Raw genomic sequence first — 12,689 nt, 5'->3', positions numbered from 1 at the left:
CTACCGGTACCGGACCCGTTTAGTTGCCCATCGCGGCGATTTCGTCCTCGAGCCACTCGCTGAACCACTTGACGCGTTTCAGGCGCTGGTGGGCAATTCCCTCGGCGGTATCGCTCTGGACGCGCGAGGCGGCGTCGTAGCCGCGTTCTAAGACGCGCTCGACCATCTCGTCGCAGTCCATGTGCGTGCGGGCCTCATAGCCCATCCGGAGCAGCATGAGGGCGGTCCCGTTTGCGCCGACCTTATCGAGCAGATCGGCTTCGATGAGACACTGGGTCTCCAGTGCGAGATCGGTCAGGTCGCCCTGATAGGAGTGGTGTTCGATCGCGCGACACACCTGCTGGATGAACGACTCGGGGTACTCGGCGCGGGACTCGAGGTACTCGCGGGCGACGCGAGCGCCGGCCTCGGCGTGGAGTTCCTGATCGGTCTCGAGTTTGGCGACGTCGTGAAAGAGGGCGGCGACGCGGGTGACGTCGACGTCCGCACCCTCCTCCTCGGCGATGTCGGTCGCGAGATCGACGACGTTGAGGATGTGGTTGTGCCGGTATTCGGCCGAGTGCCACGGGTACCAGCGCATGCGGCCGCCTTCCTCTTCTTTCTCGACGCTTGCCGCGAGGTACTCGAAGACGAAGCCTTTCATCTCCTCGAACTCGGCGTCGGGCACTCGCGTTTCCTTTATTTCAACGCCCACGATAGATCCCTCCGCAGCAGACGAACGATAGTCATTAGCGGAATGTTCGGTCGTTTCGTTCTTTAGCCTTTGGTTCGGGCTGATTCCGTTGAGACGTGACACTAACGGAACAATATATGCCTCGAGCACGTGTCGATCGACCGGTGGGTCACCCGCGGGCGGAGACCCCTCTTCACGTCGCAATTCCCACCATCTTCCGTTAAAGTCAAACAGTCGGCTCGGGAAGGTGTGTGTATGAGCAGCGAACAGGAAGCGGAGTCGATCCGGTGTCTCGTCGCCAAAGTCGGTCTCGACGGCCACGACCGCGGTGCTCACGTCGTCGCGCGCGCGTTCCGGGACGCCGGGTTCGAGGTCATCTATTCCGGGTTACACAAGTCCCCCGAGGAGATCGTACAGGCGGCCGTCCAGGAGGACGTCGATGTCCTCGGGATCTCCATCCTCTCGGGTGCACACGACACGCTCGTCCCGAAAATCATGGACGGCCTCGAGGAGTACGGGGCGAAAGACGACACCCTCGTCCTCGCCGGCGGCGTCATCCCTGACGAGGACCGCGAGGGGCTCAAAGACGCGGGCGTCGCCGCCATCTTCGGTCCCGGCACGTCGATCGAGGAGACCATCGAATTCGTCCGCGAGAACGCGCCTCAGCGATGACCATGGACGCCGACGACGAATCGCTGCTCGAGGACCTGCTGGCAGGGAAACACCGCGCGCTGGCCCGAATTATCTCGAAGATCGAGAACCGGTCGCCGGGCTATCGCGACCTCGTCTCGGAACTGTACGCACATACGGGCAATGCGGACGTGATCGGCATCACTGGGTCGCCGGGCGCGGGCAAGTCGACGCTGGTCGACAAACTCGCCGAGACCTACCGCGACCGGGGCGAGACGGTCGGCGTCATCGCGATCGATCCCTCCTCGCCCTTTACGGGCGGGGCCGTTCTCGGGGACCGCATCCGAATGGCGTCCACCGTGGGTGATATGGACGTCTTTGTGCGCTCGATGAGCGCCCGCGGGACCCTTGGTGGGCTCTCGACGGCGACCGCGGACGCCGTCAAGGCGATGGACGCCTTCGGCAAGGACAAGATCATCATCGAGACCGTCGGCGCGGGCCAAAACGAGATCGACATCGTCCGCACTGCCGACACCGTCGCCGTCCTCGTCCCGCCGGGGTCGGGCGACGACATCCAGACGCTGAAAGCCGGCATCCTCGAGATCGCGGACGTGTTCGTGGTCAACAAGGCCGACCGCGACGGGGCGGACCGCACGGTCCAGGAACTCCGGGAGATGGTCCACCTCGGCGAGGAGAGCGGCCTCGGCGGTGGCGGCGGCCACCACAGCCAGGAGGTGATCGACGCCCACGACGACTGGGACGGCGAGACCGACGCCGACGGAGACGAGACCGAGGACTGGACACCACCCATCGTCGAAACCGTCGCCACGAAGGGTACCGGCGTCGAGACCTTCATCGACGAACTCGCGAACCACCGCGCCTATCTCGTCGATTCCGGCACCCGCGCCGAGAAGGTCCGCCAGCGCTACGCCGAGGAGATCCGCACGCTGCTCCGCGAAGACGTCCACGCCCTGCTCGAGGACGAACTCGACGCCAGCGGCGGGATCGACGGCCTCGCCGACGCGGTGCGCCGGGGTGAGACCGACCCCTATTCGATCGCAAACGACGTGCTCGCGCCCGTCGAGGCCTGCGTCGAGAACCTCGAGACCCAGCCGGGCGAGGACGGCTCGAGCCGGGAGTAGCGACCGCGCCGTCTGAGAACGCCACACCGTTACAGCAGGTTCTGAACCGAGACCTGAAGTCTAAGGCCGTTGCCGTCCAACGACCCGGTATGAAAGCCCGAACAGTCCTCGGTGCAGCCCTCGGAACCGTCGGCGGGGCAGTCCTCGGCAACCGCCTCCTTAAGCGACGCGCGGGCGACCTCGAGAACCCGTTGCTCGGCGTCGAGCGGACCTATCGCTGGCGGGGGATCGAAACGAGCTACACCGTCGCGGGCGATCCGAACGACCCCGACATGCTCCTACTTCACGGGATCTACGCTGGCTCGAGCAGTCACGAGTTCGAGCCGATCGTCGAGCAACTGGCCGAGGACTACCACGTGTACGCAGTCGACCTCCCCGGATTCGGCCGGTCCGAGCGCCCGCCGCTGGTCTACTCCGCGACGCTGTACGCCGAGTTCGTCCGCGACTTCGCGACTGAGGTGACCGACGAGCCGATCGTCGTTGCCTCGTCGCTGTCCGGAACCTTCGCCGTCGAGGCCGCCGACGAGACCGACTTCGAGCGACTGGTGTTGATCTGCCCGACCGGCGAGACCGGCGACGAGCGGCCGTGGCTTCGGACCCTCATTCGGACGCCGATCGTCGGCACGACGCTGTACAACCTGCTCGCGAGCAAGCCCTCGATCCGGTACTTCTACGACCGGGACGGCTACTACGATTCCGACCGGATCGACGCCGACGAGGTCCAGCACGCGTGGGACAGCGCCCACCAGCCCGGCGCACGCTACGCGACCGCCTCCTTCGCCGCGGGCACCCTCGACCCCGATTTCGACCTCGCGACGGAACTGGCGGCCCTCGAGACGCCCACGACGCTGATCTGGGGCCGGGACGCCGAGCTCGTCCCGCTCCGGGAGGGCCGGGATCTCGCCGAGGCGGCCGACCTCGATCTCGTCGTCATCGACTACGCGACGCAGTTGCCCCACGCCGAACACCCCGACAAGTTCGTCGAATATCTGAGTGCGGAATTACCGCGTGCGAATCTCGGCGGCGACGAGTAGTCACGCAGTCGCGTGCGACCGTCATCGGTCCGAAATCCGACTCCTGTGAATTCTGGCGTTCGAATTCGAAAAAACAGCTACGCCGGACGGAGGCCGATCACGCGCTCGCCGGTCGTCTCCGAAACCGTGATCTCGAGTTCGACCGAGAGGCCGGTTTCGACATCGTCGGGATCGATCCCGACGACCTGTCCGGTCAGCCGAACGGAGCCGAAGTCGACGACGGCCGTCGCGTATGGGGCGTCGTCCTCGAATGCCGGCGTCGGGACGTGCGTAACGGTAAAGGTCTGGATCTCACCGGTTTCGGGCAGGTCGACTTCGGCGAGATCGGTCGAGCCGCAGTCGGGACAGACTCGACGCGGCGGCAGGGAGCCGTGGCCGTTGGCACACTCGAGGTAGTAGGCGGTCCCCTCCTCGGCGGCCGCGATCCAGTCGTCGAAGCCGGCGTCGTAACTCTCCGACTCGCTCATCAGTTCGTCACCTCCAGGACGTGGACGGTCGCACTCGCGACGGTACCACCCGCGTTGTGGGCGACTCCGGTTGTTGCATCCTCGACAGACTCGCTGTTCGGATGCTCGCCGGCCAGCAGATCGGTGACTTCGGCGATCTGGGACGCGCCGGTCGCGCCGACCGGGTGGCCCTTGGCCTTCAGCCCGCCCGAGAGGTTGATCGGCGTCTCGCCGTCCGCGGTCGTCCGCCCGTCCCGGGCCGCCGAGATCCCCTCGCCGATCGGCTCGAGGTCCAAGGCCTCAAGCGCGAGCACTTCGGCGATCGTAAAGCAGTCGTGGACTTCCGCGAGGTCCACGTCGCCGGCGTCGACGCCGGCGTCGGCGTAGGCCTCCGCACCGGCCTCGCGGGCCGCAGGCGAGCGGGCGAGGTGCTCGCGGTCGTGCAGTGCCATTTGGTCGCCGCCCTGCCCGGTGCCCGTGATCGCGACCGGGGCCTCGAGGTCGTGTTCGTCGGCGTAGGACTCGCTCGTCAGGACGAGCGCGGCCGCGCCGTCGGAGATCGGACAGGCGTCGTAGATCCCGAGCGGTTCGGAGACCGGCGGGGCCTCGAGGACGTCTGCGACCTCGATCGCGCTCTGGTACTGGGCCTTCTCGTTGGTAAGGGCGTTCTCGTGGTTTTTCACCGCGATGTGGGCCAGGTCCTCGTGTTCGCCGCCGAACTCGTCGAAGTAGGCCTGTGCCATCAGCGCGTACGCGCCGGGGAAGGTCACCCCGGCCCGTACCTCCCAGAGGTCGTCTGCGGCGATGGCGAGCGCTTCGGTCGCACCCGCGGTGCCGAGGTTGGTCATGCGTTCCGCGCCGCCGACCAGCAACACGTCGTTTTCGCCGTTTCGGATCCGTTTGACCGCCTCGCGGACCGCGACGCCGCTCGAGGCACACGCGGACTCGTAGCGGGTGGCGGGGGCCTGTACCCCCGCGGCTTCGGCCATCAGCGGGCCCTGATGGCCCTGGTGCTCGGAGAGTTCGCCCATGAAGTTACCGTAGAGGACGGCCTCGACGTCGTCTCGGGGAACGCCGCTCTCCTCGAAGGCAGCGATGCTCGCTTCGGCAAAGAGGTCTCGGCCGGTCCGTTCGGGACTGTTCCCGAACGGCGTCAGCCCTGTGCCCGCAACACGTACGTCACTCATATACACACGGGTAGTGGACGGATCCGTTAATACTCCGCGGTTACGACCGGGGACACTCATCGAAAGCGGACTGTTCGACGGCCGGAGGCGCTTGCACCCCATCGCTCAGCTGCTCCTTTCCACGACCTTATATCACATGGCGTCACAGGTACGACCATGACAACCGTTCCGTTCGATCTGTCGCTCCTGACGGAGCTGACGGAGACGAGTGGCGTCCCCGGCTACGAGGATCGCGTTCGCGAACTCGTCGTCCGGGAGTTCGAGGACTCGGTCGACCGCGTGCGTACCGACGCGATGGGCAACGTCGTCGGGACCCTCGAGGGCGAGGGCGACTATGCAGTGGCCGTCGCGGCACACATGGACGAGATCGGCTTCATGGTGCGCCACGTCCGCGGCGACGAGGACGGCTACGGCTTCGTCGAACTCGACGCGCTCGGCGGCTGGGACGCGAGGGTGTTGAAGGCCCAGCGCGTGACAATCCACGGCGAAGACGAGGACATCCCCGCGGTCATCGGCTCGCCGCCGCCCCACACGTTAGACGAAGACGAGCGAGAGAAGCCCCCCGAGGTCGAGGACGTCGTCGTCGATCCCGGCCTTCCCTACGAAAAGCTCACCGAGCGCGTCTCGCCCGGCGACCTCGTCACGATGGCCCAAACGACCGAGCGCGTCGGCGAGACGATCACCGGCAAGGCACTGGACGATCGGGTCTGTCTGTTCGCCATGCTCGAGGCGGCCCGCCGGCTGACCGATCCCGACGTGACGATTCACTTCTGTGCGACCGTCCAGGAGGAGGTCGGCCTCCGCGGCGCTCGCGCCCTCGGCGTCGATATTGACCCCGACCTCGCGCTCGCGCTGGACGTTACCGTCGCCAACGACATCCCCGGCTTCGACGCCGGCTCGCACGTCACCGAACTCGGCGACGGCACCGCGATCAAGCTCAAGGACTCGAGTGTCATCACCAACCCGAAGCTCCACGGCCGGCTCCAGTCACTCGCCGAGGACGAGGAGATCGAGTACCAACTCGAGATCCTCCCGTCGGGCGGGACCGACACCGCCGGCTTCCAGCACACCGCCGGCGCGAAACCCGTCGGCGCGATCTCGGTCCCGACCCGATATCTCCACACCGTGACCGAGACCGCCCACGTCGACGACATCGCGGCGACGATCGACCTGCTCGAGGCCTTCCTCGCGACCGAAGACGGCGACTACGACTACACGCTCTGATCGCCGATCTCTTCGGGGCAAATGGCGGCACGTAATCGCGACTCCTGACGAAGCACATTTCAACGACGGCTCTCATTTCACTCGTACTGACTCTCATGGACGCGTCCGACGTTCCCGATCTCGACGCCATTTCGCCGCGCGCGTGGCGACTCCTCCGGGTCGCCGCCGGCTACGACCAACGTGCGGTCGAACGGGAAGTCGACGAACTCATGCAGGCCCACATCTCGATGCTCGAGAGCGGCAGTCGATCCCTCTCTCGAGCGCGCCGGGAGACGCTCTTGGAACTCTACCGTGTGGAACTCACCGACGACCAGCTGTGGGCCATCGTCGATCACTTCTAATCGGAACGAGAGGAACGTCGCTGCGCTCGCTGTGGATGCCCATCGTCTGCGAGAGGGGTGGCAGACACCGCTCGAAGCGGGTGAGTGTAATACTCACCCTCGCGGATGGAAAGGCTTAATAACAATAATGAGTATCAACGCCTGTATCAATGATACACGGACTTTTGGGTGGGTCAAACAAGCGATTAGTACAATTTTCCCTTGCAGGGATCGGGATGGTTGCCATCGCAGCCGCCCCGTCCCCGGCTGGACTCTCGGTGACGGGCCAGTACGCTATCGCCACGATGTTCTTCGCTGGCTTCCTCTGGGTGACGGGCGCGTTACCGCTCGCGGTCACCGCACTGACGATCCCCGTGTTGCTGACCGGAACCGGCGTCTACGACTCGATGGACACCGCACTCGTCGGCTTTGCGGACCACATCATCTTCCTGTTCTTGGCGGGCTTTATGCTCGCGAACGCGATTCAGAAGTACGATATCGACCGGCGGATCGCGCTGTACTCCATCGCCAAGATGGGCAGTTCGCCGCGACGGTTGATCTTCGCGATCATGGTCGTGACCGCCGTGTTGTCGATGTGGGTCTCGAACACCGCGACGGCCGCGATGATGACCCCCATCGCGGTCGGAGTCCTCACGCAGGTCCTCGACCGCGACGACCTCGCGTCGTCGGAGGCCGAGTCACAGAGCGCCGATGTCTCCGACGAAACGGCCGCCGACGGCGGGACCGCCGAATCGATGGCCGCCTTTACCAACCTCCAGATTTCGATGCTCCTCGGGACCGCCTACGCCGCCAGCGTCGGCGGCGTCGGGACGATCATCGGCACGCCGCCCAACGCCATCCTCGTGGGCCAACTCAACGCCATTCTGGACTACGAGATCGGGTTCGCCGAGTGGTTCCTCGTCGGCTTCCCGGTCGTCGTCGTGACGCTCCCGCTCGTCTGGTTCATCCTTACTTACGTGCTGTATCCGCCGGAGGTTCCCGACGTCGGAGCCGCTCGAGCCAGCGCTCGAGAGCAACTCGCGGCGGAGGGCGAACTCGATCCCCGCGGTAAGCGCGTGGCTATTATCTTCGCCGTGACGGCCGGTCTCTGGATGCTCGGCGGGCTCGGCGAGTTCTTCGAGCCGTACCTCTCGAGCGTCTGGATGACGACCATCTTCGGCGGCGAAGGAATGACGGTTCTCGGCGTCCAGGGCCATCAGGGACTGCTCTATTACGTGATGGTCGGCGTCGCCGCGGTGCCGGCGCTGGTGCTGGCCGACACGATGGAGTGGGACGAACTGGTCGACATCGACTGGGGGACGCTGTTGCTGTTCGGCGGCGGCATCTCGCTCGCGAACGCGCTCGCTGATACGGGCGCGACGGAGTGGATCGCGAACACGGTGTTCAGCGGACTCGTCGGCGCACCCATCGTCCTCGTCATCGGTGCGGTCGTGTTGCTTGTCATCTTCCTGACCGAGATGACATCGAACTCTGCGACGACCAGCATCATCGTCCCTATCCTGATCAGCCTCGGGAGCGTCTTCTCGGCGACGCTCGGGCTGACCGACTTCTCGACCGCACTGTTCCTCTCGGTCGCCGGAGCGATCGCCGCGAGCTTCGCCTTCGCGCTCCCGGTCGCGACGCCGCCCAACGCCATCGTGTTCGGCAGCGGGTACATCGAGCAACGCCACATGCTCCGGGCAGGACTCGTGCTGAACGCAATTATGACCGTCGTCCTAACCGCGCTCATCTGGGTCCTGTTCACGTTCGTGTGGCCGCACCTGCTCTGGTGAGAGCACGGTTTGTGGCTCGGTCGGTGAGAGGATCTCGAGTCGCCCTCGAGATAGCCGGAGAATTGCGGTTCGCCTCGATCCAGCTATCGAAGCCGGCGCGTGCTCGTCGACGGGATGCGACAGTCGAGTTATGGACGGTCTGATCGATAGCGCACACTCTTCTGACCCACCAGTTCGTATTTCGACTCTCGGCTCGAGATGTGAGACCGCAGCAGCGAACAGGGACGCCGGAGACTACACGACTCGCGAGAGATCCAACTGCTGACGTTTCTACCGAGCACGGAGCCGTTACCGAGAGCCAGAGTCCCTGATCAGTTCGGCAGAACAGACTCACGTGACGCTTCGGTCTCGAGAGCAGTACGCCTGCTCAGAACGCGAGGGCGTCGACGAGGATCGCGACCAGCACGGCCCCGAGGAACGCGTTCGAGGCGTGGAACGCACGGAACGCGGCGGTCTCGGTCTGTTCGAAGTGGAGGCGAACGGCAGCCCAGAGGAAGATCCCGCCGAAGACGACGACCGTCACGGCGTACAGGACGCCGAGGTCGGTAAGCCACGCCAGCGCGATCGAACTCACGAGCGTCGCGGCGATGTAGTAGATGATCTGCTTTCGCGTCTCCGTCTCGCCGCGGACGACTGGCATCATGGGGAAGCCACCGCGGGCGTAGTCGTCCTTGTAGGCCAACGCGAGGTTGTAGAAGTGCGCCGGCGTCCACAGGAAGATGAGGCCCGCAAGCGCGAGGCCGGGCCAGCCGATCTCGTTCGTGACAGCGGCCCAGCCGATGAGCGCGGGCAGCGCGCCCGCAGCGCCGCCGATAACCGTGTTCTGGACCGTGTTCGGTTTGAGGAGGAGCGTGTAGACCACGCTGTAGAAGATGATCGCGGCTAGTCCGAGCGCCGCGGCCAGCCGGTTGATCGTCAGAAACGCGGCCAGCGACGCGACGGTCAGCCCGGCACCGAACAGCAAGGCGTTCCGAACCGGGATCAGATCGACCGCCAGCGGCCGGTCGGCCGTACGGGACATCTTCTGGTCGACATCGCGCTCGAGGACGTGGTTAAACGTCCCCGAGGCACCGATCGCGAGGACGCCGCCGCCGAGCGTCGCGATGATCGTGGGGATCTCGAGGCCGGGGCCGGCGGCCAGCGCCATCCCTGCGGCGGCGACGAGACAGAGTAGCCACATCAGCCGCGGTTTCATCATCTGGAAGTACGCGAAGGCGGTGAGCCAAGCGCGAGCGAGGCGACTCGATGGAAGCGTGCGCTCAGAGGCGGTCGGCACCGATTCCTCGAGGTCCGCGAGGGGTTCGGGCGAGTCGATGCCGTCCTCGTCTTCGCTGCCGGTCGCGAGTTCGAGGTCCCACGCGAGCGCGAGGACGATTCCCGAGAAAATCACGAGGCCGAGTCCGAGGTGAAGTCCGGGCAGGATCGCCGCGGGGCCGGTCGTGGCGGTGACGGCACCGACGCCGATCTGGACGACGTAGAGCGCGGCGGCGACGACGAGCGTCGTCCGGATGCGACTCGAGGTGTCGCCGAGGGCCGCAGCGGCGGCGGTCGCGGCGACGAGCAGGCCGACGACGACCGCCGTGAGCCGGTGGGCCCACGCGATCGCGAGTTCGGTCTGGCTCAGCGGATCGACGGGCGCGTGACAGGTCGGCCACGTCGAACACGACGCGGCCGCGTTCGTCAGCGACGTCGTCGCGCCGACGATCAGGAGCAGGTAGACGCCGAGCGCGGTCGCTGCGAGCAGTGCGGAGAAGCGGCGTCGCGTGCCGATCGGGCGGGGAAACGACTCTGTTGCCACGGCTATTCTCGTCTACACCCTTCGACTCCGCGTATTTAGGGCTCCCGCTTTTTCCCATCAGCAGGGGCGAGTTTCGGGGCGTCTGTCGGCCGACGACGCAGTCCTCGAGAGGCGACCGAAGACGGATGAGGAAGGTCCGTGTAGTCGCCATCGTGTCCGGAGACTCCCGTGCCAGCGCATCCGCCGTCGACGCGCCCGCCGTAGCGACCGCCACCGGCGGCGAATTCGAGGACGACGATCACAGCGACGAGTCGCCCACGCGCTGTCCGTACTGCGACCGGCCGTTCCGACGGGCGCGATACGAGCGGCTCCACCGCGGCCTCGAGCATCCCAATCGGCTCTCCGATCGCGAGCGCGCAGCCGTCGAGCGGGCGGTTCGAGAGGAGGATACGGCGTTGCGGCGCGTTCGGCTGTACGCCCTCGCCGTACTCGTGGTGCTCTACTTCGGGCTGTTGATCCTCGCGGCGTTCGTCGTCTGAGCTACATACCCATATCTTCGGCCGCCTCCGGAATCGGGAGCTCGTGGGGCGAGACGCCGAGCAGTTCCCCGACGTGATCGAGCGCCATGTCGAACCCGTAGTAGCGCTCGAGTTCGTCGCCATCAGCGGTCGGCCGCACTTTCAGCATGGCGTACCCCTCGCGATTCTGGGCAATCGCGGCCGTGCCGCCCGTCGCCCGCTCGAACGCGAGGACGCGCTCTGCCTCGGTCTCGTCATAGGTCGCCGTGATGTCGTCGGCTTCGGCGGTCCGGTCGTCGGTCATGGTCGGTCCTCGTCGATCCACCACCGGGAAACTGTCGGTTCCAGACGAATCGCGGTCCGAACATCGACACCGATTTTTTGGTGGCCTTCGAGTCTCGCGTCGTGAGCCGTTCGGATCACGTCCCGACCCGTCGATCGATCGCGACGTTTCGACTCACGCGATCGGTCGCCGTGCAGTGGCTCGTCGTCTCCGCGGTGGGGTTTTTTGGCTTCGCCTACGCGTTCGGCCACGTCCTCGCATGGGTTCGGGGCACGTCGCTCGAGCCGATCGTGATCGCGCCGTCCTCGCCGCCGACGGTGCTCGGTGGGCTGGTCGTCTCGCTCGGGCTGCTCGTCTGTGTGGTCGTCCCCCACGAACTCCTCCACGGCGTGTTCATGGCCCGCTACGGCGACTCGCCGAGCTACGGGATCGGCCTTTCCTACTTCGTATTGCCGTACGCCTACGCCGAGACAAGTGGGGCGAGCTACACGCGAAATCAGTTGCTCGTCGCTCTGCTCGCACCGTTTGCGGTGATCACCGCCGTCGGGCTCGCCGCGATGGTCGTCTTCCCCACGCCGCTGTTAATCGTCCCGCTAGCGGCGAACGCGGCCGGCTCGATCGGCGACCTCTGGATGGCCGGGGTCCTCTGTCAGTACCCCGCAGACGTTCGCGTAGGCGATCCACCCGGCGGCGTTCGCGGGTTCGGTATCTACGGCGCTGAGGAGGGGTCCCCGAGCCGACTCCCGGGGGCACCGCTGCTCTCGCGGTTCCTCGCCGGCAGCGTCGGCACTCTCGCCGCAGTCGCGGCGTACGCTCTCCTCGCGGTGTTCCTCTCGCTTGCCTTCGGCTCCGGCGACGTCGTCCTCGGCGATCCCGACGGCGGCTGGCTGCTCTTTCGCCACGACCGCCGGCCCGGCGGCACCGCATTCCTCGAGCTCGGCGATCGCGCCCTGCTCGGAGTCGCCACCCTCGGCGGCCTCGTCTGGACGCTCATCGCGACCGTCCGGCAGCGACTCAAGCGTGAGTGAGTGTTCGGGGTCGCTCCCGCGGGCACGGAAACCGTAACGCTCGAGCGGTCACCGCCCGACTACCGCGCCATGAGCAAATGGCTTCGGAGCGGTCGCCGCCGAGACATCTGTTTCCTGCTCGCGGCGGCCGAGGAGGGCGAACTGCGCGGCCAGCAAGTAAAATCCCGCCTCGAGTCCCACTACGACGACCGGCTCGAGCCGAAATCGTTCTACGGCTCGCTGTCGGCGCTGGTCAACGCGGGCTTCGTCGAGAAACGAACGGAGGGGCTCCACGACGTCTATACGCTGACCGATGGCGGCACACAGCGGGTGCAAGATCACTACGCGTGGGTTCGTGATTGTCTCGAGGGCGTGGACTGACGACGCCGAGTGGCGGCTCCGGCCGGCGCGTCGTGTCGTCACTCGAGCGAGGGGTTTCTGTACAGATGGACGACGACGTAGATCGGGAGCGCGAACAGCAAGACGAACAGTAGAACCATCGCACCCTCGGCTTCCTCGCCGAACGTTTGCACGATCAGCGTATACGCGATGATCGCGAGGAACAGTTCCGTTCGGTCCATAGGTTCACTGTACCCAGCACTATTATAAATATGTCGAACTGATAAGATTGGAACAAAGATGGCCGGGAAAGCAGTAGGGTGGTCGATTCGCAAGCCGCAGGCTCCTCAGGCGG

The 12,689-nt window shown here is 65.9% G+C and carries 15 protein-coding genes; 9 read left to right on the top strand and 6 right to left on the bottom strand.

All coding sequences use genetic code 11. The annotated features are described in order from the left end of the window. Positions 1-19: 19 nt before the first annotated feature. Complete coding sequence (locus tag ACJYUO_RS02885; protein ID WP_083902750.1) at positions 20-694, bottom strand: HD domain-containing protein; 675 nt, start codon at positions 692-694, stop codon at positions 20-22. A gap of 234 nt (positions 695-928) precedes the next feature. Between ACJYUO_RS02885 and ACJYUO_RS02880 the strand changes: the two genes are divergently transcribed. The 3 genes from ACJYUO_RS02880 to ACJYUO_RS02870 all read left to right on the top strand — a co-directional run bounded on the left by ACJYUO_RS02880 (position 929) and on the right by ACJYUO_RS02870 (position 3,479). Beyond that, entirely contained in the window at positions 929-1,345 is a 417-nt protein-coding gene (locus ACJYUO_RS02880) for a cobalamin B12-binding domain-containing protein (RefSeq protein WP_006429595.1), read from the top strand. Then, positions 1,342-2,445, top strand: a complete 1,104-nt coding sequence (gene meaB / locus ACJYUO_RS02875; protein WP_494343903.1) for a methylmalonyl Co-A mutase-associated GTPase MeaB — start codon at positions 1,342-1,344, stop codon at positions 2,443-2,445. The genes ACJYUO_RS02880 and meaB overlap by 4 nt, the downstream gene beginning before the upstream one ends. Positions 2,446-2,534: 89 nt before the next feature. Further along, positions 2,535-3,479, top strand: coding sequence for an alpha/beta fold hydrolase (locus tag ACJYUO_RS02870; RefSeq protein WP_494343902.1), 945 nt, complete (start codon positions 2,535-2,537; stop codon positions 3,477-3,479). A 77-nt stretch (positions 3,480-3,556) separates the two neighbouring features. Here the strand turns inward: ACJYUO_RS02870 and ACJYUO_RS02865 are convergent, their stop codons facing one another. Next, complete coding sequence (locus ACJYUO_RS02865; protein ID WP_494343901.1) at positions 3,557-3,946, bottom strand: Zn-ribbon domain-containing OB-fold protein; 390 nt, start codon at positions 3,944-3,946, stop codon at positions 3,557-3,559. Then, positions 3,946-5,112 (bottom strand): thiolase C-terminal domain-containing protein, encoded by a 1,167-nt coding sequence (locus ACJYUO_RS02860; protein WP_494343900.1) that lies wholly within the window; start codon positions 5,110-5,112, stop codon positions 3,946-3,948. The genes ACJYUO_RS02865 and ACJYUO_RS02860 overlap by 1 nt, the downstream gene beginning before the upstream one ends. Before the next feature lie 156 nt (positions 5,113-5,268). Here ACJYUO_RS02860 and ACJYUO_RS02855 point away from each other — a divergent pair, with 156 nt between their 5' ends. From ACJYUO_RS02855 to ACJYUO_RS02845, 3 genes are all read left to right on the top strand, one after another. After that, complete coding sequence (locus tag ACJYUO_RS02855; protein ID WP_494343899.1) at positions 5,269-6,336, top strand: M42 family metallopeptidase; 1,068 nt, start codon at positions 5,269-5,271, stop codon at positions 6,334-6,336. Positions 6,337-6,431: 95 nt separating this feature from the next. Continuing rightward, the gene (locus ACJYUO_RS02850) at positions 6,432-6,677 is read left to right on the top strand and encodes a DUF8599 family protein (protein WP_494343898.1); all 246 of its coding nucleotides are present in this window, start codon (positions 6,432-6,434) and stop codon (positions 6,675-6,677) included. A gap of 149 nt (positions 6,678-6,826) precedes the next feature. After that, positions 6,827-8,449 (top strand): SLC13 family permease, encoded by a 1,623-nt coding sequence (locus tag ACJYUO_RS02845; protein WP_494343897.1) that lies wholly within the window; start codon positions 6,827-6,829, stop codon positions 8,447-8,449. 367 nt (positions 8,450-8,816) lie between these two features. Here the strand turns inward: ACJYUO_RS02845 and ACJYUO_RS02840 are convergent, their stop codons facing one another. After that, a complete protein-coding gene (locus tag ACJYUO_RS02840) occupies positions 8,817-10,247 on the bottom strand; it encodes a heme o synthase (RefSeq protein ID WP_494343896.1) in 1,431 nt (476 codons plus the stop codon). Positions 10,248-10,399: 152 nt separating this feature from the next. On the opposite strand from ACJYUO_RS02840, the gene ACJYUO_RS02835 reads away from it, so the two are divergent. Next, positions 10,400-10,726 (top strand): DUF7410 domain-containing protein, encoded by a 327-nt coding sequence (locus ACJYUO_RS02835; protein ID WP_494343895.1) that lies wholly within the window; start codon positions 10,400-10,402, stop codon positions 10,724-10,726. A gap of 1 nt (position 10,727) precedes the next feature. Here the strand turns inward: ACJYUO_RS02835 and ACJYUO_RS02830 are convergent, their stop codons facing one another. Next, positions 10,728-11,009 (bottom strand): DUF7111 family protein, encoded by a 282-nt coding sequence (locus ACJYUO_RS02830; protein WP_494343894.1) that lies wholly within the window; start codon positions 11,007-11,009, stop codon positions 10,728-10,730. Between the two features lie 101 nt (positions 11,010-11,110). Here ACJYUO_RS02830 and ACJYUO_RS02825 point away from each other — a divergent pair, with 101 nt between their 5' ends. Further along, positions 11,111-12,016 carry a DUF3267 domain-containing protein gene (locus ACJYUO_RS02825; protein WP_494343893.1) on the top strand — a complete coding sequence of 302 codons (906 nt, stop codon included), beginning with the start codon at positions 11,111-11,113 and terminating at the stop codon, positions 12,014-12,016. 69 nt (positions 12,017-12,085) lie between these two features. Continuing rightward, positions 12,086-12,376, top strand: a complete 291-nt coding sequence (locus ACJYUO_RS02820; RefSeq protein ID WP_494343892.1) for a helix-turn-helix transcriptional regulator — start codon at positions 12,086-12,088, stop codon at positions 12,374-12,376. 38 nt (positions 12,377-12,414) lie between these two features. Here ACJYUO_RS02820 and ACJYUO_RS02815 read toward each other — a convergent pair whose 3' ends face one another. Then, the gene (locus ACJYUO_RS02815; RefSeq protein ID WP_494343891.1) at positions 12,415-12,576 is read right to left on the bottom strand and encodes a hypothetical protein; all 162 of its coding nucleotides are present in this window, start codon (positions 12,574-12,576) and stop codon (positions 12,415-12,417) included. Positions 12,577-12,689 lie beyond the last annotated feature (113 nt).

This window comes from Natrinema sp. CRL1 (assembly GCF_059162405.1).
The sequence above is the reverse complement of the archived record's forward strand: the minus strand, read 5'-3'. Positions and strand labels throughout refer to the sequence as shown.

Bases quoted from the DNA above. Each gene is read 5' to 3' on its own strand.
- ACJYUO_RS02880 (WP_006429595.1), top strand. From the start codon at position 929: ATGAGCAGCGAACAGGAAGCGGAGTCGATCCGGTGTCTCGTCGCCAAA.
- meaB (WP_494343903.1), top strand. From the start codon at position 1,342: ATGACCATGGACGCCGACGACGAATCGCTGCTCGAGGACCTGCTGGCA.
- ACJYUO_RS02870 (WP_494343902.1), top strand. From the start codon at position 2,535: ATGAAAGCCCGAACAGTCCTCGGTGCAGCCCTCGGAACCGTCGGCGGG.
- ACJYUO_RS02865 (WP_494343901.1), bottom strand. From the start codon at position 3,946: ATGAGCGAGTCGGAGAGTTACGACGCCGGCTTCGACGACTGGATCGCG.
- ACJYUO_RS02860 (WP_494343900.1), bottom strand. From the start codon at position 5,112: ATGAGTGACGTACGTGTTGCGGGCACAGGGCTGACGCCGTTCGGGAAC.
- ACJYUO_RS02855 (WP_494343899.1), top strand. From the start codon at position 5,269: ATGACAACCGTTCCGTTCGATCTGTCGCTCCTGACGGAGCTGACGGAG.
- ACJYUO_RS02850 (WP_494343898.1), top strand. From the start codon at position 6,432: ATGGACGCGTCCGACGTTCCCGATCTCGACGCCATTTCGCCGCGCGCG.
- ACJYUO_RS02845 (WP_494343897.1), top strand. From the start codon at position 6,827: ATGATACACGGACTTTTGGGTGGGTCAAACAAGCGATTAGTACAATTT.
- ACJYUO_RS02830 (WP_494343894.1), bottom strand. From the start codon at position 11,009: ATGACCGACGACCGGACCGCCGAAGCCGACGACATCACGGCGACCTAT.
- ACJYUO_RS02820 (WP_494343892.1), top strand. From the start codon at position 12,086: ATGAGCAAATGGCTTCGGAGCGGTCGCCGCCGAGACATCTGTTTCCTG.
- ACJYUO_RS02815 (WP_494343891.1), bottom strand. From the start codon at position 12,576: ATGGACCGAACGGAACTGTTCCTCGCGATCATCGCGTATACGCTGATC.